Origin of the sequence: Vibrio thalassae (assembly GCF_900089835.1) — a bacterium.
Taxonomy (GTDB): domain Bacteria; phylum Pseudomonadota; class Gammaproteobacteria; order Enterobacterales; family Vibrionaceae; genus Vibrio; species Vibrio thalassae.
In genome coordinates, this window is sequence record NZ_OANU01000023.1 from 30160 (window position 1) to 53453 (window position 23294).

General features: G+C 45.0%; 23 protein-coding genes and 1 riboswitch. Of the genes, 15 read left to right on the top strand and 8 right to left on the bottom strand.

What is annotated here, in order from left to right; translation table 11 throughout:
• Positions 1 to 22 precede the first annotated feature (22 nt).
• The gene (gene hutW / locus VTH8203_RS09160) at positions 23 to 1438 is read right to left on the bottom strand and encodes a heme anaerobic degradation radical SAM methyltransferase ChuW/HutW (protein ID WP_096993399.1); all 1416 of its coding nucleotides are present in this window, start codon (positions 1436 to 1438) and stop codon (positions 23 to 25) included.
• 162 nt (positions 1439 to 1600) lie between these two features.
• On the opposite strand from hutW, the gene VTH8203_RS09165 reads away from it, so the two are divergent.
• The 6 genes from VTH8203_RS09165 to VTH8203_RS09190 all read left to right on the top strand — a co-directional run bounded on the left by VTH8203_RS09165 (position 1601) and on the right by VTH8203_RS09190 (position 6286).
• Positions 1601 to 2350, top strand: a complete 750-nt coding sequence (locus tag VTH8203_RS09165; RefSeq protein ID WP_096993400.1) for an energy transducer TonB — start codon at positions 1601 to 1603, stop codon at positions 2348 to 2350.
• A gap of 2 nt (positions 2351 to 2352) precedes the next feature.
• Positions 2353 to 3051 (top strand): MotA/TolQ/ExbB proton channel family protein, encoded by a 699-nt coding sequence (locus tag VTH8203_RS09170; RefSeq protein WP_096993401.1) that lies wholly within the window; start codon positions 2353 to 2355, stop codon positions 3049 to 3051.
• Positions 3044 to 3460, top strand: coding sequence for an ExbD/TolR family protein (locus VTH8203_RS09175; RefSeq protein WP_096993402.1), 417 nt, complete (start codon positions 3044 to 3046; stop codon positions 3458 to 3460). The genes VTH8203_RS09170 and VTH8203_RS09175 overlap by 8 nt, the downstream gene beginning before the upstream one ends.
• A 46-nt stretch (positions 3461 to 3506) precedes the next feature.
• The gene (locus tag VTH8203_RS09180; protein WP_096993403.1) at positions 3507 to 4361 is read left to right on the top strand and encodes a heme/hemin ABC transporter substrate-binding protein; all 855 of its coding nucleotides are present in this window, start codon (positions 3507 to 3509) and stop codon (positions 4359 to 4361) included.
• A 63-nt stretch (positions 4362 to 4424) separates the two neighbouring features.
• The gene (locus tag VTH8203_RS09185) at positions 4425 to 5459 is read left to right on the top strand and encodes a FecCD family ABC transporter permease (RefSeq protein WP_096993404.1); all 1035 of its coding nucleotides are present in this window, start codon (positions 4425 to 4427) and stop codon (positions 5457 to 5459) included.
• A 38-nt stretch (positions 5460 to 5497) separates the two neighbouring features.
• Positions 5498 to 6286: a heme ABC transporter ATP-binding protein gene (locus VTH8203_RS09190; RefSeq protein ID WP_096993541.1), complete on the top strand. Its 789-nt coding sequence runs from the start codon at positions 5498 to 5500 to the stop codon at positions 6284 to 6286.
• Positions 6287 to 6358: 72 nt separating this feature from the next.
• On the opposite strand, the gene VTH8203_RS09195 is transcribed toward VTH8203_RS09190, so the two are convergent.
• Positions 6359 to 6820 (bottom strand): TetR/AcrR family transcriptional regulator, encoded by a 462-nt coding sequence (locus tag VTH8203_RS09195; RefSeq protein ID WP_096993405.1) that lies wholly within the window; start codon positions 6818 to 6820, stop codon positions 6359 to 6361.
• Positions 6821 to 7340: 520 nt separating this feature from the next.
• Between VTH8203_RS09195 and VTH8203_RS09200 the strand changes: the two genes are divergently transcribed.
• On the top strand, positions 7341 to 7640 hold the full coding sequence (locus VTH8203_RS09200) for a YfcZ/YiiS family protein (RefSeq protein ID WP_096993406.1): 300 nt from the start codon (positions 7341 to 7343) through the stop codon (positions 7638 to 7640).
• 28 nt (positions 7641 to 7668) lie between these two features.
• Here VTH8203_RS09200 and VTH8203_RS09205 read toward each other — a convergent pair whose 3' ends face one another.
• Positions 7669 to 7959, bottom strand: a complete 291-nt coding sequence (locus VTH8203_RS09205; protein ID WP_096993407.1) for a YnjH family protein — start codon at positions 7957 to 7959, stop codon at positions 7669 to 7671.
• Between the two features lie 44 nt (positions 7960 to 8003).
• On the opposite strand from VTH8203_RS09205, the gene VTH8203_RS09210 reads away from it, so the two are divergent.
• From VTH8203_RS09210 to VTH8203_RS09220, 3 genes are all read left to right on the top strand, one after another.
• On the top strand, positions 8004 to 8606 hold the full coding sequence (locus tag VTH8203_RS09210) for a leucine-rich repeat domain-containing protein (protein ID WP_096993408.1): 603 nt from the start codon (positions 8004 to 8006) through the stop codon (positions 8604 to 8606).
• A gap of 113 nt (positions 8607 to 8719) precedes the next feature.
• Positions 8720 to 8938 carry a hypothetical protein gene (locus VTH8203_RS09215; RefSeq protein WP_096993409.1) on the top strand — a complete coding sequence of 73 codons (219 nt, stop codon included), beginning with the start codon at positions 8720 to 8722 and terminating at the stop codon, positions 8936 to 8938.
• Between the two features lie 3 nt (positions 8939 to 8941).
• The gene (locus tag VTH8203_RS09220) at positions 8942 to 10546 is read left to right on the top strand and encodes an SgrR family transcriptional regulator (protein WP_096993410.1); all 1605 of its coding nucleotides are present in this window, start codon (positions 8942 to 8944) and stop codon (positions 10544 to 10546) included.
• Positions 10547 to 10564: 18 nt separating this feature from the next.
• Here VTH8203_RS09220 and VTH8203_RS09225 read toward each other — a convergent pair whose 3' ends face one another.
• On the bottom strand, positions 10565 to 11464 hold the full coding sequence (locus VTH8203_RS09225) for a LysR family transcriptional regulator (RefSeq protein WP_096993411.1): 900 nt from the start codon (positions 11462 to 11464) through the stop codon (positions 10565 to 10567).
• Positions 11465 to 11577: 113 nt separating this feature from the next.
• Here VTH8203_RS09225 and VTH8203_RS09230 point away from each other — a divergent pair, with 113 nt between their 5' ends.
• The 4 genes from VTH8203_RS09230 to VTH8203_RS09245 are packed head-to-tail and all read left to right on the top strand — an operon-like array spanning position 11578 to position 17337.
• Positions 11578 to 12336: a (Fe-S)-binding protein gene (locus VTH8203_RS09230; RefSeq protein ID WP_096993412.1), complete on the top strand. Its 759-nt coding sequence runs from the start codon at positions 11578 to 11580 to the stop codon at positions 12334 to 12336.
• Positions 12333 to 13766 carry a LutB/LldF family L-lactate oxidation iron-sulfur protein gene (locus VTH8203_RS09235; RefSeq protein ID WP_096993413.1) on the top strand — a complete coding sequence of 478 codons (1434 nt, stop codon included), beginning with the start codon at positions 12333 to 12335 and terminating at the stop codon, positions 13764 to 13766. Before VTH8203_RS09230 ends, VTH8203_RS09235 begins: the two co-directional genes overlap by 4 nt.
• Before the next feature lie 14 nt (positions 13767 to 13780).
• Entirely contained in the window at positions 13781 to 14446 is a 666-nt protein-coding gene (locus VTH8203_RS09240) for a LutC/YkgG family protein (protein ID WP_096993414.1), read from the top strand.
• 17 nt (positions 14447 to 14463) lie between these two features.
• Positions 14464 to 17337: an FAD-binding and (Fe-S)-binding domain-containing protein gene (locus tag VTH8203_RS09245; protein WP_096993415.1), complete on the top strand. Its 2874-nt coding sequence runs from the start codon at positions 14464 to 14466 to the stop codon at positions 17335 to 17337.
• Between the two features lie 73 nt (positions 17338 to 17410).
• Here VTH8203_RS09245 and VTH8203_RS09250 read toward each other — a convergent pair whose 3' ends face one another.
• The gene (locus VTH8203_RS09250) at positions 17411 to 18592 is read right to left on the bottom strand and encodes a GGDEF domain-containing protein (RefSeq protein ID WP_158296104.1); all 1182 of its coding nucleotides are present in this window, start codon (positions 18590 to 18592) and stop codon (positions 17411 to 17413) included.
• Between the two features lie 348 nt (positions 18593 to 18940).
• Between VTH8203_RS09250 and VTH8203_RS09255 the strand changes: the two genes are divergently transcribed.
• On the top strand, positions 18941 to 19282 hold the full coding sequence (locus tag VTH8203_RS09255) for a helix-turn-helix domain-containing protein (RefSeq protein WP_096993417.1): 342 nt from the start codon (positions 18941 to 18943) through the stop codon (positions 19280 to 19282).
• A 106-nt stretch (positions 19283 to 19388) separates the two neighbouring features.
• Here the strand turns inward: VTH8203_RS09255 and mepA are convergent, their stop codons facing one another.
• From mepA to VTH8203_RS09270, 3 genes are all read right to left on the bottom strand, one after another.
• On the bottom strand, positions 19389 to 20225 hold the full coding sequence (mepA, locus tag VTH8203_RS09260) for a penicillin-insensitive murein endopeptidase (protein ID WP_096993418.1): 837 nt from the start codon (positions 20223 to 20225) through the stop codon (positions 19389 to 19391).
• Positions 20226 to 20600: 375 nt separating this feature from the next.
• Entirely contained in the window at positions 20601 to 21608 is a 1008-nt protein-coding gene (locus VTH8203_RS09265; protein WP_096993419.1) for an adenosine deaminase, read from the bottom strand.
• A 94-nt stretch (positions 21609 to 21702) separates the two neighbouring features.
• Positions 21703 to 21802, bottom strand: a riboswitch (purine riboswitch).
• A gap of 92 nt (positions 21803 to 21894) precedes the next feature.
• Positions 21895 to 23292 carry a glycoside hydrolase family 1 protein gene (locus VTH8203_RS09270; protein WP_096993420.1) on the bottom strand — a complete coding sequence of 466 codons (1398 nt, stop codon included), beginning with the start codon at positions 23290 to 23292 and terminating at the stop codon, positions 21895 to 21897.
• Positions 23293 to 23294: the final 2 nt, after the last annotated feature.

Genomic DNA, 23294 nt, shown 5'->3' on the forward strand with positions numbered 1-23294 from the left:
TAGGTTTTTTAATATTTACGAGCTAAGAGGCCATCTTAGCTGGGTGTCCCTTGCCACTATGACCGTGACCATGCGGGTGTGTACTCATGGTTTTGCGAGGACCTAACGTGTTGATAGCCTCGATAGCACCTTGTGCTAGCGTTACTGCCCAAAAACTCCCCGCAAGCGTGAGAACCAGATAATCGTGTTCTAGTTCAACCAATCCGTTTTCACTCCAAATGACGAATAATGGTTTGAGCAGCTCAAACGTATCCTGCCCTTTAAAACGTGGAAGTGCGCTACGACGAACTACACCACTATCAAAACCCGCTTTGAGTGCTGCATTAATCGATTCTGTCGGTCCTTGTTTTACCATCATAGCTATCGTAGAACGGCCGTTATTCATTGCGTCCATATACGCATCAAGTGAGCGATGATGCATCAGCCCATAGCCTCCGATATTGCCACCAGCCCCACAACCAATAGGTAACACCTCAGCATAAGTTTTCGCCAAACTGTTATATTGACTGCGTTCACGATTATCACGGGCCCAATGTTTAACACTCAGTTGTTTGATATGGTGTTTATTCATAAATGCAACACCACGTTCATACATACTGGCTTTGTCCGGAGTCGTTGCTGGCGCTGGAATTCTGCCTTTCTCAACCATATTGAGCATAGGTGCACTGCCACCCACGACAAGTTGATATAGATCGACGCCATGAGCACCAGTATCTAGAAAGTCGTGTAAATCTTGTTCAAATACATCGAGGGTCTGATACGGTAAACCGTAGAGCAAATCGATGATGATTGGCGCTTCGTCTCGTGCACTCAAAGCGGCTACACGTTCCAACACCACTTCCCTATCGTCTAGGCGTTTCGCGCTACGACGAACTTTGGTATCAAAACTTTGAATCCCAAAAGAAAAACGGTTAAATCCACCTTCTAACGCTTTATCAAACATTTCATCAGTGAATCTATTAGTACGTCCTTCTAACGTGATTTCACAATCTGTTGATAGCGGGAATGACGTGCGAATCGCTTTGCCGAGTTTTTCCACTTGATCTGGCGAGAGATCGGTCGGAGTACCACCACCTATATATACCGCATGAAACAAACCAGATTGTGTCCAAGCCAATTGTGATTTGATTTCAATTTCCTGCAAAAGCGCGTGGAAGTAATCATCAACCAGCTTTCTACTCGCCGCGTTTTGAAAGAAGTTGCAGAAAGTACATCTAACTCGGCAAAACGGAATGTGAATATAAAGACAACGCTTATTTGATTTAGACACGGAATTAGACGTGACGTTCTCGAAAATTTTAGGTTGCTGATCCGCAGCAACTGGCATCGACATCCCCCCCGCATGAGGCGAAGATTTTTTGCTGAATGCGAAGCGGAGTGGATCCAGCGTCGATATACCAAAATGAGAATCGTTTAATTGATTTAAGTCAACTTTCATAGCTAGTCTCAAAAGAGTTCAAAGCCCGTAAACAAAGGGCTGATACAAAACTCAAACGATCATAATTAGACTTAAATGATAATGCAATTGATAATTGATCTTATTTTCTTTGTGATACATAATCTCATTCGTGAATTGATTTGAGGGATAACTGGAGTTGCTGTGAATATTACTCGCTACGTTGTTGCTGGCGTTGTTTCTGTTGCCTTACATTTGGGGCTGATGTTGACCCATAAGGAACAACAAGTATTTGCGATGCCTTCAGGAAGCACTTCTCAATCTGTTTCTCTCAATTTTGTTGCGCCAAAAGCGCCCTCAGTAGATAAACCAGCAGAGCAAGACGCCCCTGACGCTACACCACCAAAAGAGCCAGTGGTCAAAGAAGCACAACCCGAAGTGGTCAAAAAGGAAGTGGCGAAGAAGAAGCCACAACCCGTAAAGAAGCCTGAGCCCAAAAAAGTAGTTAAGAAACCACAGCCAAAGCCAGCGCCGCAAAAAAAACCTGTTGAGAAGGTCATTAAAAAAGCGCAACCCAAGCCAGAGAAAACCGTTGAGAAGAAGGCTGATAAGGCACCATCAAACTCTGACAATGCACCACAGACTGTTGTCAATAGTGGTGTCAGCAGTGAACCTATCTTGGTGACAAAACCCGCTTTTCTTTCAAAACCTGTGCAGCCTCGTTACCCGCGTATAGCACGTAAGCGAGGTATAGAAGGTGTCGCTACTTACGAAATTTGGCTAGATGAAAAAGGTCAGCAAGTGAAGCAAGTTCTGATCTCATCATCTGGTGCCACCATCTTAGATAAATCAGCCCTCGACGCTATCAAACAGTGGCAATTCTCCACACATACTGTCAATGGTGTGGCGATGGCACATCGAATTCAAATACCTGTTCGTTTTAAATTGGATTAATCATGGAACAACTGCATTACCTTGAAGAGCAACTTGGCTTGATGGCATGGCCACTTATCATCTGCTCTGCCTTAACCGCAATGATCATCATCGAACGTCTTTTTCAGATAGCCATCAGTAGCGGAGTAGGAAAAAATGCTATTCGACAAGAACTCAATCAAGCATCTCCAGTTAACGAAAAAGAGATAGAGGCGCTTGCAAAACAGTTGGCGAAAAAACGCCCGCTTCTATATCGAGGTGTGGCTATGCTGCTCGCTCATCACTCTTTCGCTAAGTCGCTAAGAGAAGACGCCGCATCCATTTGGCTTCAAGCGAAGCGTCATCAGCTTCTCTCTGGCTTGCGCCTGTTGGGCTTGATTGGTGTTATTAGTCCTCTTATCGGCCTTCTTGGTACGGTATTGGGCCTAATCGAGATGTTCAAAGGTATTGCAGCAGCTTCCGGCAATGTAACCCCAAATGATCTGGCGGATGGCTTGGGTCTCGCTATGCGAACAACTGCGGCGGGACTCATCATTGCTCTACCAGCCATTGCTGGCGCACAGCTTATTGGCCTTTGGGCCGACAGAATCGTAGCCAAGCTCGAACACACCCTTAACTACGTTAACTTGTGGCTTGAAGGTGTAGAAATGCAGCATTCTGACAACGACCCACTTATTGTTGACAATATCGATAAGCTGCCAACGAGAACTGCTCATGATTAAAGTCAGTCAGAACCAGCAGCAGAGTTCACTCTACCCGGATTTAACCCCACTTCTCGATATCATCTTTATCGTCATGGTGTTTTTGATGCTGACGGCATCGGTACGTTTAGAGTCACTTCAAGTCGATTTACCTACGACTGAGTCCTCTGCGGTTTCAGATGTCGATACCCAATCAATTACCGTCAATATCTTGGCTCAAGAACCTTATTGGGCGATAGATGGAAAACAGTATATCGATTGGGAGAATTTTAAACTCGCGTTACTTGAACAATCTAGTTCCAGTAAACACCCGATCATTATTGGGGCAGAAAAGACCGCAGACGTACAACATCTGGTTCAACTGTTAGCCTTTATGCAAGAAAACGGCATTCCTGCGACTCAGCTTCTGACTGATGAGAAGTCAGATTGATCAACAATATAAATCAAGAAGAAAACCAATTCACAAGGACTATTCCATGAACAACACGCTTAAAAACCTGATGTTGGTTGGCGCACTCACTACGATTCCTGCCTTTTTAGCCGGCGCACAAGCCGCAGAAAAAATAGTCAGTGCCGGCGCATCGGTCACTGAGCTGATTTACGCGTTGGATGCTCAATCTAAGCTTGTCGGCGTCGATGTAACAAGCGTAACACCAGAAGGGGCGAATATTCCTAAAGTCGGTTACCACCGAGCACTCTCCGCAGAAGGGCTATTAGCATTAGAGCCAACCTTGGTTATTGGCTCAGATGAGATGGGGCCAAAACCGACTTTAGACCAACTCACTCGCGCTGGCGTTGATGTAGAAGTTGTTGACCCGTCTTCAACCATCGAAGGTTTAAATCATCGCATCGACCAAATTGCTAAGCTAACCGACAGCGAAGCGAATGTAGCTCAGCTAAAAGACAAAGTGGCTCAACAAGTAAATGACCTCAATAGTAACCAACCAAATCCATCCGAAGTGAAGAAGGTGCTGTTTCTATTGATCATCGAAGGTCGACCAGCCAATGTCGCGGGCAAAGGCACAACACCAGATGCCATCATTGAACTTGCTGGGGGTATTAATCCAGCTGCAAGCCAAATTGATTCCTATAAGCCCCTTTCTAACGAAGCTATGGTAGAAATGCAGCCCGATGTCATTCTTGTGAGTGGCAGCAGCTACGAGAAGATGGGTAGCAGTGATGCCGTGTTAAAAGCAATGCCTTTGCTGGCCGCCACTCCCGCAGGTAAAAATGGCGATATAGTGACTATCGATGGTCACGCGCTCGTCGGTGGACTTGGTCTAAAAAGCCTAGCCGAAGCTAAACGCATCAATGCATTACTTTATCCATAATCGCCCTGTACACAGCGTGGGGTAACAGCCACGCTGTGACATCCAAAGAGATATTCAGCATTTATGTTAAGACGCTTCTCTAATACCTACGTTTTTGGCGGATTTGCAATTTTGTTATTCTTCTCTGCCATCTACTCGATCACTGTTGGCCCGATGAACATCACCATTACGGACAGCATTATCGCGCTAACCAATAGTAACAACACACTAGCGCCACATATTAACCTTATTATTCATGATATTAGATTGCCTAGAACCATACTATGTATGTTTGTCGGAGCCATTCTCGCGGTCTGCGGCGCTGTCATGCAGGGACTTTTTCGTAACCCCCTTGCTGAGCCAGGCATTATCGGTGTCTCTGCAGGCGCATCTTTAGGCGGAGCTATCGCTATTGTTGGCTTCTCTATTATTGGTTTTGAGTTTCCCCAGTTCATGGCGCTAGCAGTAGTGCCCGTCTTTGCCTTCTTCGGCGGGGCACTGACTACGTTATTGGTGTATAAACTGGGTACTAGCAAATTCGGGACGTCAGTGACCATTATGTTACTTGCAGGCGTTGCATTCAGTGCATTGTCGGGAGCAGGCATCGGTTATTTAAACTTTGTTGCTGATGATCAAATGCTACGAGATCTGTCCCTTTGGTCTATGGGCTCTTTGGCCGGGGCTACCTGGGGGAAAATCGCATTATCCGCGGTAACGCTGCTTGGTCTATTTTGGTTCTTTCAACGCAAAGCCATGTCATTAAATGCACTACTTCTTGGCGAATCCGAAGCAAAACACTTGGGAATTCCTGTTCAAAAACTCAAACGTCAGCTCATTTTATTCACTGCCGTTGGTGTCGGAGTGACGGTTAGTGTCTCTGGAATAATAGGTTTTATAGGGCTTGTCATCCCTCATTTAGGCCGCATGTTATCAGGGCCTGATCACCGAACACTGATTCCACTTTCAGCGCTTCTCGGCGCGTTACTTATGACGGCTGCGGATATGTTTGCACGGGTTGCAGTCGCACCTGCTGAGTTACCCGTTGGTATCGTTACAGCGATTATCGGTGCTCCTTTCTTCCTTTACTTATTATTCCAGCAAAAAGGCAAGATTTTATGAGTGCAGAAAACCAAAAATTCGAAGTGGGTTCAACGCGGATGCCTATTGAAAAATCAACGGCGATCTCTGGCAAGAATATTAGTGTCCGTTTTGGTCATCGAATCATACTCGACGACGTCGATATCGAACTAAAATCAGGAGAAGTTACTACTCTACTTGGCCCGAACGGTGCAGGGAAAAGTACACTTCTGAAAATACTTTGCGGTGAGACCGAATCCAACGTCAACATTGAGTACTTTGGCAAAGCCCGAAATGAGTGGAACCCGAAAATACTCTCTCGACACTTAGGCCTATTGCCTCAGCACAGTACGTTGTCATTTCCTTTCTTAGCGTCTGAAGTTGTGGAACTGGGTGCAATCCCTTTAGATTTGTCCAACAAGGACACCAAACAGCTCGCCATACAAGCAATGGAGCAGGCGGATGTCGCACACTTAGCTACACGCCTTTATCCTTCCCTGTCTGGAGGAGAAAAGCAGCGGGTGCATTTAGCTCGTGTTTTGACTCAATTACATAAATCAGGTGACCAGAAGATTCTCATGCTCGATGAGCCGACATCAGCGCTCGATCTTGCCCATCAACACAATACACTGGCAATTGCACGTGAGCTTGCGGATAACCACAAAACTGCCGTTGTGGTCGTGCTGCATGATTTGAACCTCGCCTCTCAATATTCAGATCGAATTGTCATCTTGCATAAAGGTAAACTTGTCGCAGATGGTAAGCCAGAGAATGCAATTAACAGTGACACTATTGAGCAAGTCTATGGTTATAAAACAATCATTACCCCTCACCCGAAACTGGGCTTTCCTGTCGTCTTAGCCTGTTGATTAGTCATCCTAAGGCTAATAAGCAGCCACAAAAAAACCGCTTGTTATCAAGCGGTTTTTACAATTCAGCTTTTACCTAGATAATTCAATCAGTGAGCGCCCCATGAGCCACTCGAGCTCTTTGTCACTGCCCTCGCCGTATTGAGACTCTACTAACTTATACAGCCTACCGATTCCCTTAGACGCAAATTCATGAGAATTTTCAGAGGTAACGATGTGATGGAAAAGTAGTTTCAAAATGGCTAAGAACTCAGGGTTCTTCAGTGATTCAATCCAACTACTAGTGAATCCATCGATTCCCTTTTCGAACTCTAAATGCTCTACGAACATCTTAAAAATGCGTCCATCAAGCGCGGCAGTAAAGTCTGTTTTCTTGGGAAAATGGTGGCTAATGCCGGTTCTTGAAATACCTGTCTGTTGGCTCAAAGTAGTGTACGACATTTTGTCATATCCTAGGCGAATGATCTGATCAACGACCGCTTCCATTATCTTTTGGATCGTAATCTCCGTATCTTCTTTACTACGCTTTGGCATCTTAAAGCTCTTCTCTCATCGTTGTGTGCGTTCACTGTATGCTATACCCTAATTAAAGCAGTACTCGGTATAGTTTTCTATTTATTACCGTATCGATTTATTAAAACTCAGTTTACGGCACCTGAGGCAAACTATTTAGTAAACTCATGAAAACAAAGCATCTCATTGAGAATATTATAAAAAACAAATCATTAAGTAATAAGTTATAAAGTCTAACATTTCTATGATATTGATAAACTAGTCTGTACCACATCGTTTGTACGCAAGTCTCATTTATGAGAACTGGGTCACGTGAATGCACCATCACTTGCATAATAAAAAAATATTAAAAAGCAACAACTTATGGGAATTTAATATATCATCTGCAGTGTGATTAAACAAAAATAACTAACAGTTGAAAACTATTTTCGACACTGCCACATCGAGAATTGATAACAGAATGCTGTGATCACGTATTTATTACTGGATACCTTATTTCCACAGTTATAGAATAAACCCAGATTTTGTAAGAGGTATCGTTATGTCAAACACATATGAAGAGCCGACTGTATGCGAAGCATGTGGTGTGGCTGGTGAAATGGGCTTTATCATCAAAGAAGGTGACGACGTCGCCGAAGTTCAACTATTCAGCGACTCAAAAGCACAACTAGAAAGTGAATTTCAGAAATATGTAGAACTTGCTCAAACCGTGTGCAAAAACGTTGAGTTTGAAGTTTCACCTCTGGAAGAAAACTCAAAAGAGCTCACAGCACGCTTCAAATTTGAAGTCAGCGCAGAAAAGCTTATCTTCGAGCTAAAAACGCGCTCTCTAGCAAGATAACCAGCGCTAATCCTGTATCAAGCGAGCATCACTGCTCGCTTTTTAATTGCTTCCATTTCAGTTGACCGTTCATTTCAAAATCCTGCTCTGCGACACACTGCAACACTACGCCTTCCACATTGATAACCGAACCTAGTGAATAAGCTTTGTCATTGTAGTAACAGACACGCTTGCCAAGCTTAGAGTCTGATAGCAGCACTGCCGCTCCCACATCCGCCCCTGGAGTGGTAATCGTTTTAGCTGACAAGGGCATAGCAGCGACCCACAATATCGCGGTCACAAGGCCCAGTGATTTATGTTGTTTTCTCTTTGTTTCCATTGCAAACTACCTACGTCGCTCTGATTGTATGGTATCTCGTTATTATGATTCGTTCTGTTGCTGCACTTGTCACAGCTTTACTTTTCTCTACGTTATGTTTCGCGCAAGATCTCGATCATCATAAATTACTTAACCATCTTGATAACTATGGCAACCTACATCTTAGGAATAAGCCGTATACAACACTCCCTGATGGACTTGTGGTCAACGGTAACCTCAATGTCGCGAAGACCGCTATCAAAATGCTTCCGAATAAACTGGAAGTAAAAGGTAGCTTAGATGCCTCAGATAGTTTAGTTGAATTCATGCCAAGAGGAACCAAAATCACAGGATACGCCAACTTTATCGGCAGCCAACTCAAGGCTTGGCCAGCAGGAGTAGTTCCCGGCGGCTATATCAACCTCACGGACACGCCTATTACCAAATTACCAAATGGTATGTATGTCAAAGGCGACCTAAGTGTCATCCGCACTAAATTAACTGAACTCCCTAATGGCCTCGTCGTCGAAGGTAACCTGTATCTAGGTGGTTCGAAAATCACTACGTTTCCAAAAAAGCTCACAGTACAAGGAAACATCTATCTGGGCGGTAATACCATTACGCAGTGGCCAGAGGACTTAACCCTAGGTGGGGCCGTCGCTCGTTAAAGTGTCACCGACCAACCCAAGCATAAAACCGGAACAGTAAAAAAATCTGCTCCGGTTTTTGAAATGCTATCAAGTGTAAGCTTTTACTATCAAAACAATAGAGGCTTCACACCATGACATTTTTCAATTTCGTTGCTAATTACTTTCAAGCCACCTATAAATATGAAGACAATGATAGTCTATTGGGTAGGCTATTTTACGTCTCACCAGCAGAGCGTGCCGAGCGACTGAATGAACTCTTTAGTACCGACGCATTTTGGGGACTATCGTCGTTTGCTCAAACACAGAAGCAAGATTCCATTACTGAAAACCGGAACAACAAGACCGAATAATCAATGGCAGCAGATAAACGTAAACTTGAGCTCTACGAAAACCTTTTTAAACAATTAGGACCGGGTGAGCATTGTATTACCATTGGCACGATCGCCGACTATTTTCAATGCAGCGAACGACACTCGCGTACACTACTTAAGCAAATGCAAACCAAACAATGGCTATCTTGGAACCCAGCTAGAGGCAGGGGACTGAGAGGCACACTCGTCTGTTTACAAGAGCCAATTGATGCCTGTTACAAAGAGGTTGAACGCGCGACAGTAAAAGGCAACTACGACATGGCGCATAAGCTGATCGGCTTCAATGACCGTAATGTCGCAAGCGGACTTAAACAGTACCTAACACATGCGACTACGGCCAGCGAAGATACCATTTTTGCCCCATTTCACCGAACGCTCAGTTGGCTGCACCCCCACCACACGATGGAACGTACCGAACGCCATCTCATCCATGAAGTGTTCCAAACTCTGGTGAACCTCAAAGGATCCGAGTTAACTGGTGGCATTTCTCATGCGTGGGAAAGTGATGATAACAAAACTCTGTGGACCTTTTATTTGCGCAGTGGTGTATTCTTCCATGATCAATCTCCAGTCACCACCAGTGATGTAGTAGAGAGCTTAAAAGCGCTGACGGTTTCCCCTTACTGGCGCGCCCTGTATGATCACATCGCCGACATTAATAGCCATACCGCTAACCAAATTCAGATTACACTCAAGCACTCTGACCCACACCTACCTAAGCTACTTAGTCGGGCGGAAGCGTCCATTATGCCTAAGCAATTTATCTATCGCGCCGAAAGACATTTCAAACCGATAGGTTCTGGTCCTTTCGTCGTGGAAGTCAGTTCTGAGAAACTGCTTCGCTTAAAACGCAATCCTACTTTTAGCGGCCAATCCGCTTTGGTCGAACATATCGAACTTTGGATTCACAAGGAGTGGGCTGAGGATAAGAAGTGCGCTGAAAACTTCTTCTTCCTGAGTGATGAGCAAGTCCAATACACTGCAGCCACCTCAGATATTGGCTACTTTTTCCTGCTCATCAACAACAAAAGCCTACAGAATGAATGCTTTCAGAACAGTTTAGAACGGCTATTCAACGGTCAATTAGACGCCCCTATTCCCTGCGATAGGCATATCGATTTTTGTTTTGAAAACAACAACGAAAACCGTTGGTTTTCACGCAAGCTGACTAGTGCACTCAAACAACAAGGAATAACTTCAGTAGGTACCCAAGTTGTCTATGGTCACCCTGCGGCGAAACAAGACTTGGCCATTGGTGGTATCCGTTTAGAAGGCGACAGAACCACCAGCCTATTGGCGTTTTTTAAACTCTACCCCTACTGGCAGGCAAACCTGACTTGGAAGCAACAAGACCATTTGAAGCAAACTCTGTCAGTCGTGCGCTCTGAAGTAGACACATCAAAGCAGAAGCAAACTATCGATGAATTGCTAACTTGGCTACACAACAACCGTGTGTTGACCATTATTCGTTCGGAAGACCTCTCATTGAGTATCCCTTCACGTATTCGAGGCGTGGAAATCAACTCTATTGGCTGGTGTGACTTTTCCAAACTTTGGATCAAGCAGAGAATGACGCCGTCTCACTAGACTATGTGTCACTCTTACTTAGAAGTAGTGAGAAATAGCTAAATATCGAGTTCGAATATGCTCGATCAATAGCCTTACTTTGTTTGGTGGCTGTCGAGTAAATGGATAGACCGCATAAATGCCCAAACGCTTACCCACTTGATCTGGGAAAATATCCACCAACTGACCGTTGCGTATGTCATGATACACCAAGCAACGTGGAACATAAGCGATACCATGTCCACCTAATGCTGCCTTACGCAATGCTGTGGCATTGTCAGTAGAGAATGAGCCCGAAACTCGGACGATATAATTGCCTTTATTGGCCTTAAACTCCCACTCTGATGCTCCAGTGGTTTGATAAGCATATTGCAGGCAATTGTGCTGCGTCAGATCCTCGGGGTTAAGCGGTTTACTGTTTTTCGCAATATAGGAAGGTGAAGCACAAACCACCCACTGAGAGTCCAAGATATGACGCGCTATTAGACTTGAATCCTCTAGATATCCAGTGCGAATAACAAGATCAAACCCGCCATCAACCAGATCGACAAATCGATTATCCAGCGACATATCGACAGTGAGCCCCGGATGCATATTACAAAACTCGGCCACGGCATCTGCTAAAATCAAATCACCCGAGATAGACGGCACGGACATTTTAATATGACCGCTAATATTCTCCCCAAAACCTGACACAGACTCCATTGCCTCTTGGGTGGCTTGCTTCACATTTTTCGCACCATGCACCAGTGCTTTACCCGCCTCAGTCAGCGTTAATTTACGCGTTGTTCGATATAATAATTGAACCCCAAGCTCTTGCTCCAAACGTGCAATTCTTTTACTAACTACTGAATTTGTAAGGTTATTTTGTTCTGCCACTCGGCTAAAAGCGCCTGTTTCTACCACTTGGTAAAACAGAATTAAGTCATCTGCTCGCATCAAATTATGTCATTTTTGGAAATAATCATTTTCATTATTTCTCTATATCAATAAAAAAGAAAGGGATAAATTTACTTTAAGTCAACAGCATTATTACAAAAGCAAGCAAAACAATGAGAATCTATCCATCAAAACCGAGTAAAGTTTATTTTTATGCCACTTGTCTCGTCGATATGTTTGACCCTGATGCGGGTCTTGACGCTATGGCCCTGCTAACGCAGCAAGGTATCGATGTCGTGTTTGTTGAAAAGCAAACTTGTTGTGGTCAGCCAGCCTACACCTCAGGCTATGAAAGTGAAGCCAAGCAGGTCGCACAAAGTCAAATGGATTTATTCTCAGAAAACATTCCTGTCATTGTCTTATCTGGCTCATGTGGTGGGATGATGCATCACCATTATCGTCGATTATTCAAAGGCGATAGTAACCAAGCTCAAGTGGATAGCTTCTGTGACCGCGTTTTTGAACTTACTGAGTTCTTAGTAAACGTATGCCGAGTGAGGCTCGATGACAAAGGTCAGCCAACAAGCGTTGTCATGCATACTTCTTGCGCAGCTAGGCGTGAAATGAACGTCCACGTTACCGCCACGGAATTGCTAAGCCAACTGACCAATGTCGAGCTGAGAATGCAAGACTACGAGAGCGAGTGTTGCGGCTTTGGTGGCAGCTTTTCCGTCAGGCATCCTAATATTTCCCAAGCGATGGTTGAAGACAAAACTCGACACATCGAAGCAACAGCATCCGATACTTTGGTCAGTGCTGATTGGGGGTGCTTACTCAATATTAATGGTGCTTTTGAATATCAGGGCAAGGCCATCAAAGGTCGTCATTTAGCCTCATTCTTGCTAGAACGTACCCAAGGAGAATCCCTATGAGTCAGACTCCTGAACTATTTCACGCCCTAGCAAAAGAGGCGCTAGCCGATAAGCAGCTTAGAGCTAATTTCCGAGGCGCAATGGACTACCTGCGCGATAAACGTAAAACCGCTTTCTCTGATTTGGATGAAGAGAAGCAGACTCGGGACTTAGCTGAAACAATACGTCAGCGCTGTCTTAGCAAGCTTCCGGAGCTGCTCGAACAACTGGAGTTCAACTGTTATCGAAATGGTATCCAAGTTCATTGGGCAGAAAATCCAGAGCAAGCGAATGCGATCATCGCCTCGATTGTTTGCGAGCATGACGCCAAAAGCATCATCAAAGGTAAGTCTATGGTCAGTGAAGAGATCGAGATGAACCATGTGATGGCAAAACTGGGTATCGAATGTCTTGAAAGCGACATGGGTGAGTACATAGTGCAACTTGATGGTGACAAACCGTCGCACATCATCATGCCAGCTATCCATAAGAATAAGCAGGAAGTTAGCGACACATTCGAAGCAAATCTTGACGGTTTTACTCCGACCACCGACGTTGATAGCCTGATTCAGACCGGGCGCACTCGCTTGCGACAAAAGTTCTATGACGCCGACATCGGTTTATCGGGCGTGAACTTTGCCGTAGCCGAAACGGGAACGCTGTGTTTGGTAGAAAATGAAGGCAATGGCAGGATGTCCACCACAGTACCTAACGTCCACATCGCGATTACCGGTATCGAAAAAGTCGTTGAATACCTCGCTGACGTGCCGCCTTTGTATAGCGCGTTGACTCGCTCTGCCACTGGGCAGGCAATTACAACTTACTTCAACATGATCAGCTCTCCGCGTAAAGCAGGAGAGAAAGACGGGCCTCAACAAGTCCATTTGATTCTGCTCGACAACGGCCGTAGCCAAGCCTTCCAAGATGAAGAGCTACGCAAAACGTTGCAATGTATTCGTTGCGGCGCATGCATGAATCACTGCCCTGTTTATACCAAGATTGGTGGCCACGCCTATGGCACCGTTTACCCCGGTCCAATTGGCAAGATCCTTTCTCCTCACCTATTGGGAATCGATAAAACTAAAGATCTGGTGACGGCTTCAAGTTTATGTGGCGCGTGTGGCGAAGTGTGTCCAGTACGAATTCCTATTCCAGACATGCTGCTGCGCCTTCGCAAAGAAGCAAAAAATAAAGCGAGTAAAAATAACCTAGAACTCAACGGACAGAACGCAGCGCACAGTAAACTGGAGTCTGCGGCGATGAAAGGGTTTGCTTTAGCCGCAAGTTCATCCCATCTCTACCATGCAGGGACATTTATGGCGACAAAACTGCAGAGCTTAATTCCAAATAAACTGGGTGCATGGACGCAATGTCGAACCAGCCCTAAGCCTGCCAAGAAAACACTACATCAAATTATGGTTGAGAAAAATAACACTGAGCCTAAGAAGTAACAGAGGACATGAGCATGAATACCAGACTTGCGAAAGATAACATTCTTGGGCGTCTAAAACAGGCCAAGCGAACCCCAAAAACAGCCGAAGAGATGGCGTTTTTTCCTTGGGGCAGTCATCCAGATATTACCGCAGATGATAAAGCCCAGCGCTTCTTTGACATGATGACAGCAAACCACGCCGACGTCCGTATTATCACCAGAGCGATATTAAGCCCGACTTTACAATCCGTTATGGAACAATATCAGTTTCACAACATCGCAATTGGCACGGCAGGTGAATACATTAACGATTTCGAAATCGCCACCAGCACACGAAACGTCACCATGTTTGATAAAAACATTGAGCAATGGAAATCTGAACTGTTTAACGATATTGATGCAGGTATCACACACTCTCTTGGCGGTATTGCCGATACTGGAGCTTTAGTACTTTGGCCTACAGAGCATGAACCTAGAACACTCTCTTTAGTACCACCAAGCCACATTGCTGTCGTCAAAAAATCAGCACTGTATGGTCATTTTTTACAAGTGATGCAGGATAACAACTGGAATCATTACATGCCGACAAATGCGCTATTAATATCCGGCCCTTCGAAAACTGCGGATATTCAACAAACGCTCGCCTATGGTGCACACGGACCCAGCCAGCTGATCGTGCTATTACTGGAAGACGAATAAAAGGAAAGGACACTGGAATGAGCCATGTAGACGCTAAGACACAACAAGAACTCAATAGCAAAGAACAACGCTACTCCGCAGTAAAACAGCAACTCGCCACCAAGATTGATAGCGAGCGCATTATCACAGACGAAGCACAACGACTGGCTTATGGTACCGATGCCAGTTTCTATCGACTCACTCCACAGATCGTTCTAAGACTCAAAAATCTTGATGAGGTGGTGTTCGCTATCCAATGCTGCAAAGAACACAACGTCCCTTTCACGTTTCGCGCGGCAGGAACCAGCCTTTCCGGGCAAGCGATATCTGACTCTGTATTGATTGCTCTTACCGACGACTGGCGCGGTCACACCATTATCAATGATGGCGCACAAATCAAACTGCAACCTGGTGTCATTGGCGCTGATGCCAATAAATATCTACTGCCTTTCCAACGAAAAATCGGGCCAGATCCAGCGTCGATCAATACCTGTAAAATCGGCGGAATTGCAGCGAATAATGCCAGCGGCATGTGTTGTGGTACGGCACAGAACTCCTATCGTACTGTTGAGAGCATGACATTAGTGTTCGCAGATGGCTCAATTTTGGATACGGGGAGTCAACAAAGTATTGAGAGTTTTAAACAAACCAACCCGAGTTTGATTGAAGGACTCAAAACATTAGCCCAAGAAACGCAAGCCAATAACGAACTGGCTAATAAAATTGCTCACAAATACCGATTAAAGAACACCACTGGGTATGCATTAAACGCACTCGTTGATTATTCTGATCCTATCGAAGTCCTTGAACACCTGATGATTGGTTCAGAAGGCACATTAGGTTTCATTGCTGAAATTACTTACAACACGGTTGTAGAGCATGCGTTCAAAGCCTCTACGTTACTGGTCTTCTCTAACATTGAAGAAGCAAGCCAAGCAGTGACAACGCTATCGAATACCCCAGTCGCTGCCGTGGAGATGATGGATGGTCGAGCGCTGCGCTCGGTAGCCGACAAACCGGGTATGCCTAGCTTTATTCAGCAACTCGACCTAGAAGCCACCGCTCTGCTTATCGAAGTCCACGCCTCAGATAAAATCACACTGGATGCTCACACTACGACAGTGATGGCGTCACTGTCGGATTACACCATTATTGAGTCGGTGCCATTTACCCTTGACCCGACTACGGTCGCAACGCTTTGGGGTATTCGCAAAGGCATGTTCCCTGCTGTTGGTGCCGTGCGCGAAGTAGGCACCACCGTCATTATTGAAGACGTGGCATTCCCAGTAGAAAATTTAGCCGCTGGAGTTCGAGATCTGCAGCAACTGTTTGACAAATATCAGTACGATGAAGCCATCATCTTTGGTCATGCGCTTGAAGGCAACTTGCATTTTGTCTTCACTCAGGGGTTCGATAGCCAATCAGAAATCGAACGCTACGGCGGCTTTATGGATGATGTAGCGGATTTAGTCGCAGTAAAGTACCAAGGTTCATTAAAAGCCGAGCACGGTACAGGGCGAAACATGGCGCCTTATGTCGAGCTTGAATGGGGGCATGAAGGCTATGCCTTAATGCAACGCATCAAGACCTTGTTCGATCCTCAAGGACTATTGAATCCGGGCGTAATCATCAATGACAACCCGCATTCGCACATCGAAAATCTCAAACCTATGCCCGCAGCTGACGATATTGTGGACCGTTGCATTGAGTGTGGCTTTTGTGAACCGGTCTGTCCATCACGTACCCTTACCCTTTCTCCTAGACAACGTATTGTGCTATTCCGAGAGCTGCAACGTCGCCGAGCCAATGGCGAATCAACTCAAGCTAGCGAGCTAGAAAAAGTATTTGAATACCAAGGTTTGGATACGTGTGCGGCAACCGGGTTGTGTGCTGATCGCTGCCCTGTCGGTATCAATACCGGGGAATTGGTGAAGAAGCTGCGTGCTCCTATGTATGAGAAGTTTCGACCCATTGCAAAATGGACCGCGGACCACTTTAGTGCCACAACCACTATCGCTAGGTTTGGCTTAAAGAGCGGTCACGTGGCCTCTAATCTCCTTGGGGCACAGCGAGTAGCGAATATCGCCAAAGGAATGCGCTCAATCACTAAAGACACCACACCGACTTGGCTCGCGGAGACTCCAGACGGTAGTCACTTTGATCTTGAAAAAGCGCTCGATAATACTACCGCTGCAAGCTCGATACATAGGAAAGTGGTTTATCTCCCATCATGTGCAAGTCGTAATATGCAAACTCAACCTGCTGCAAAAGATCAACGCTCACTGGGGGAGGTGACAATGTCACTTATTTCAAAAGCTGGATTTGAGTTGATTACGCCTAAAAAGCTCAGTGACCAATGTTGTGGTATGCCCTACGACAGTAAAGGCATGGTGGATTTAGCAAAACAAAAGAGTCTGCAACTTGAAGACGCATTATGGGAAGCCAGCGAACACGGTACATACCCTATCCTTATGGACACCAGTCCATGCGCAAAACGCAGTATTGAGCAATTCACCAAACCCATGACCATTGTTGAGCCAGTCAAGTTTACCCACGATTACTTGTTAGAGACTTTGTCACTGGCACCGATAGACGAAACTGTGATGCTTCATGTTACCTGCAGCTCTAGACGTATGGGTTTAGAGCAATCAATGTTAAATCTCGCTAAGGCTTGCGCCAGTGATGTGGTGTTACCCGAACACATTCAATGTTGTGGCTGGGCAGGAGACAAAGGGTTTACCACTCCAGAGCTTAATGAAGCAGCGGTTGCTCCGCTCAAGCAGCAAGTGCCAAGTGGATGCACACGCGGCTTTAGTAATAGTATTACCTGTGAAATCGGTCTGTCTCATCATAGCGGTATTCCTTACCAGTCTATCCTCTATTTGGTAGATGAAGTTGCCCAAGCTAAATAGTAGAACGCCCCTTGTTATCAGGGGCATTTCTCTGTTCGCCTCCGACCAAGAGGCGCATCGCTGCTAACTCTCACTAGCTATAGCATCGATCCGATGACGTCAAATTGCACGAGCACACCTGACTTCTTCCAGATTCTTTGGCTTGATACAACGCGTTATCTGCCCTTCCTACTAACGAATCCCAAGGTTCACCTTCAACAAGCTGAGCAACACCAAAACTGCAGCTGACCGAAAAATCTTGTCCTTTGATGCTGCCGTAAGTCTCTATCTGATTTCGCAGTCGTTCCGCTAATGCTCGAGCTTGGTGCAAATCCATGTCATAGAGAACAACCATAATTTCATCCCCTCCAAAGCGGAACGTCGCACTATCGGGCTGAAGCGAATCTTGAATGATCTCAGAGACTTTACGAATGACTTTATCCCCGACAATGTGTCCATATCGGTCGTTGATTATCTTGAAATAATCAATATCAAGCATAATGATACTGACCGTCCCTGTAGATAAATGCTTGGGGAGATCATCTTCTATATAGACTTCAAGTGCCCGCCTGTTACCCAATTGAGTTAACGGATCAAAATAAGAAAGGGCATAAATGGCTTGTACCTGCCTACCGTTGATCATCCAAAGCATACTGAAGCTGATAGCAACAATTAAGAAGATGCTAAATAGAAATGCCAGGGCATGCACCACACCGGCGTCCATGAACTTTGCCACAGACTCACCAATAGCGTAGTAACCTCGATACACCATGAACAGCCCATAAAGGATAAAGGTCATTGCCATGGTCCTAACGGCAAGCGGTAAATCGTCCTGTTTTCCTATCAGCATTACCTTCGCTGAAGCAAAAGTAACCAATGAAAGATAAACGGCACTCACCACAATTCGATTCTCAATCGAGGGCTGGAAGTAGGTAAAGTAAACAAAGAACAAACAGACCAAAGGAATCGTTGCCATACACCAATATGAATATTTAAACTGAGCTTGTCGAAACTCGCACAAGCTATGTAATATCATTTGGAACGCACACGTGACCATCATGTTCGCCGTTATTATACTCAGCGAATCTGGTAACAATCCTCTAAAACTGATCAAAAGCGGTCCGGCTCCCATCACTAGCAATGCTAGTGAAAACATCGTCAAACCCGCGACTTTTTGCTGTGAGCGTTGATACAGCAGTAACCCAACACAATAGACACAACTAAAAAGTATAATGATAAAATTAAGCGTCCTCATATCGAGAGAAAACGCATCCATAACCACCACCTGACATATTGTTTTTTGATTATTTTTTATTAATTCATTCACAGAATAAATCTTACATATCCACGCATACTAGAATAAATACTTTGATTTTTTGTGTAACTCCCTAGAAATGGGATCAAACTCACTAATATAGATGTTAATAGATTGATCGAGTTATCGTTATCCTGTTTGAACTCACCTCCAACTTAAATGGAAATTGCAGAAATCTTTCAGTACTCAAACTTGGCATTTACTTGCCTTGCACATTGCTGACACCTCGCCATATCCATTGATGTTGAATAGGCACCAATTACATGAAGAGGGACCATACCCTCTCGAGGTTGCAGGGGTTAAACCAATATGAACTTTACAAAACAAGATACAGAAGCACTTTATCGAGTCTGGATGTCTCAAAAAGCAAAAATGCATATCACGCAAATGGAAGTCGCAAAGCGATTGAATTTGAGCCAACTGGAGCTATCCAATCGTCTTAACGGTAATGTGCCACTGGACAGTACTTTTATAGACCGATTTTGTAAGCTATTGCACATTGACCCAGCATACCATCTGCCAACGCTGCGTGGTTCGGTTGACACGGCGCCTAGTCCTGACCGTGTCTACAATACCCGTCTAACTGTCGATGGAGATATCACCAACATTCGTGTCGATGGAAATCAAGTCACCATTGAGTACCGTCTCTAAGGGTTGCTTCGTTATTTCCATCACACTAATGTCCAGCCATCCTTGGTTGGAACAAGCACCGAAGGGGAGTAATCCCCTTCAACCTACTTTAATTCCTGAGTATGCGTTACGGCTCATTTAGTAAAACCACGCACTCACTGTATTTGGGTCTAGGTGTCGCTTTTTTCTTCACGACTTCCTTCTCTGACTTCGAGACCTTTTTCTCAGGAATATAGGGCTTCCATGATGCGAGCTCTGCTCCACAACCATCTCCCGGAGGCGGTGCATTTTGAGCGACACATTGCTTACCCCCGTTAGGACAATGGAGTCTGACATGGAAGTGGTAATAATGCCCCCACCACGGTCTCACCTTACGCAGCCAATCTCTTTCTTGCCATGACACTTCGCATAGCTGTTTTTTGATCAGTGGGTGGACGAAAATTCTCGCTACACGGTCATCCACTGCGGCGACTTGAATCAATAAAGAATGATTGCTGGTCCATTTATCCTTTTTGAAACGATACCTATCGATATCGACTACTGGATATGGCTCGGGATCTTGCAACTCTTGTTGCGTAAGCGGTTCATTAGGCAGTCGTAACCAGATATCGGCATCTAAACCGGTCTGATGACTCGCGTGTCCCGATGTGAACCGTCCTCCGCGTGGAACAGCAATGTCACCCACCAACAACTGCCCCATACCTAACCTATCGACTTTACGGGCTAAGTCAGTCAAATACTGGATCATATCTTGATGCCCGTAGTAACGGTTACGTTGAGAACGAATAACCTGATACCCAGTGCCGTCTAAAGCAAGCTCTTCACCGCCGGCTAGACAACCATTGGCATAACTGCCAATTGAAGAGGAAGCTCCTTCGCTGGGGACAGTAATTTCATCCCATGAGCGCTCAAGCGCAAAGCCGCTAATTGGCAGCAGTAACCACAGCAACCATCCATATCTCATCATCTTGTTCCTCTGCATCCCTTAAGAATCTAGAACAGACCTCTAAAAGCATAGTGTTAACTCGATTCGAATGCCTGCTCGTATTCGAAAATAAAGCAATGGCGAAAAAGACTCAGCTGATGATCGCAATCTGACATGATCTCGATCCGAGTAGTGAGGTGAATTTGATATACAGAAGTTGAAATGTTTCACAAATGTAAAGAAAAACAGCTTTATTGTGCTGGTTATTATTGAAGCCAAAAGAGTAACGCGCTAAAAATAAGGAACTCAATTGCCCTAATGACAATTGAGTAACTGTATAAGTCGTCATTCCTTTTTTGAGGCTGCCACCTTTTTCGGGAGTGACGACTTTGCTATTCCTACCGATGAATCCCTTTAACTAAAACGCGCCACATAATCAATAACTCTGCTGCGATACTCTCGCTTCGTTGACTCATCAATAAAACTTGCGTCAATGGCGTTAATTGTCAATTGCGCCAGTTCTTGGTGGGTCATATCGTGCGCTTCACTTACCGCTTTGAAATTGTCTGTCATATAACCACCAAAATAAGCTGGGTCGTCTGAGTTAATAGTAACCGCGACACCTTTGCGAAGTAGGCTCACAATATTGTGCTGCGACATATCATCAAATACACACAGCTTGATGTTTGATAGTGGGCAGACAGTTAACGGCATTTTCGTCTCAATAAGACGCGCAACGAGTTCGTCACTTTCCACACAGCGAACACCATGGTCAACCCGGCTTACGCCTAATAGTTCTATGGCATCAACGATGTTCTGAGCAGGCCCCTCTTCTCCAGCATGAGCGACAGTCAAAAAGCCATGTTCTTTAGCCATTTTAAACACACGCACGAACTTCTCTGGCGGATACCCTTGCTCAGAAGAATCCAACCCCACTCCCACGATAAATTCTTTGTATGGCAAGGCTTGTTTGAGCGTCTCGATGGCAGAATCCTCAGAAAGATGTCTTAAAAAGCACATAATGATTTGTGAGGTAATATTCAGCGTCGTTTCCCCGTCTTGCAGTGCACGGTGAATACCTTTAATCACCGTCTCAAAGGCTATCCCTCTCTCTGTATGTGTTTGAGGGTCAAAGAAGATCTCGGTATGAATAACATTATCCGCTTTACAGCGCTCCAAATAGGCCCATGTTAAGTCGTAAAAATCTTGCTCGGTAATAAGCGCATTCGCACCTTGATAATAGATATCGAGAAACGACTGCAAATCTTCAAAGTCGTAGGCCGTGCGCAGTGCTTCAGGTGAGGCGTAGGGAAGTGAGATGCCATTTCGTTGCGCCAACTTAAACAAAAGTTCTGGCTCTAATGAGCCTTCGATATGGAGGTGCAACTCTACTTTGGGAAGATCTTGAATAAATGCGTTCATATTCCACCTATTATGATTGTTGTGGGTGCACTTACTCTAAGTATAGGAATAATTTGAGGTAATTTTCGAACGCCAATACAAAGAGCAAGACACTAATGTGATCTTGGCTCTTCGTAATCAGCACTTTGCGGGAGCTGGTAGAGACCCCCAAACCATATCATTGGGGTTATACGAAGCAAACGATTGGTATTGTACACGACCGTCACTTACGTTCAATAGTCGCGACGGACAAACAAAAACGGTGTCACATTGGACACCGTTTTTCATCAACTTGCTACCAATGAGCTTAGTCTTCAAAGCTGCCCGTTGTTGCCAGTTCTTTGAACCACAAACCGTGTTTTTTCGGAATTCGGTCACCCGTTTCTAAATCCAAACGATAGAAGCCATATCGACGCTTAAACGAGTTTAACCAAGACCAGTTATCGATGAATGTCCACTGATGAACACCAAAACAGTTTGAACCTTCTTGGATTGCTCTATGCAGCTGAACTAAGTGCTCTTTCATCAACCCTGTGCGGAATGAATCGTCAATCAGTCCATCCTCACCCGGTTCACCTTCTGACTCGACGTCCATAGCAATGCCGATTTCAGCTAAATACCATGGGATATTACCGTAGTTTTCCTGAACATTTTTGGCAATATCATAAACGGCAGTTGGTAAAATCTCGTTATTATCACGATAAGGATTGAATCGGCCTTCTGGATTCACATAGTTCTCAAAATAAACTTCTGGCGTAAAGTAATCCAAGTCATAGCTCGCTTCACGTGCTTTCACGCGACGTGGAACGTAGTAGTTCACACCTAGAAACTCAACTTTGGCGGTTGTGATTAACTCAACTTCCTTCGATGTCGTCTCTGGTGTTACGCCCTGCTCTTCAAGAACATCACACAATTCTTGTGGAATTTCATTTTTCACCATTGGGTCTAGGAAGCTGCGGTTAAATAGTAAGTCGGCATACCATGCCGCTTTCTTGTCTTCTTCGCTGTCATTGCGCGTATAGGACGGCGTCAGGTTAAGCACAATACCAATCTTTGAGTTCTCAAGCTCCAGCGCATTGAAGCGATGAACTGCTTTTGCATGAGCAAGAATGATATTAAACGCGACTTGCACCGCCAACTTGCCATCTTTCTTACATGGATAATGGAAGTCATACAGATAGCCGCCCTCTACCGGAACAATAGGCTCATTAAACGTGATCCAGTACTTCACTTTATGACCGAACAGTTTGAACGCTGTCTCGGCATAATCGGCAAACATATCGACCACTTTTTTCGATTCAAAACCACCGAATTTCTCTTGCAGCTCAGCAGGCATATCGAAGTGATATAGGTTCATCATTGGCTCGATGCCATTAGCGATCATTTCATCTAAGTAGTTGTTATAAAATGCCACTGCGTCCTGACATACTTCACCCGTTTCATAATCTTTGATCAGTCGAGACCACTGAATAGAAGTTCGGAACGAGTTAAAACCAACCTTCTTCATGTTCTGAACATCTTCTTGGTATCTGTGATACGTATCCGTCACCGTCTCTGAGCTAATTCCACGGTAAAAACGCTCAGGGCTCTTTTGATGCCAAAGATCCCAAATAGAGTCGTTTGCTTTATTGGTAGAGCCTTCTGTCTGAATGCCAGACGCAGCTGCGCCCCACATAAAGTTCTGTGGAAAAGTGTACTTAGTCATGT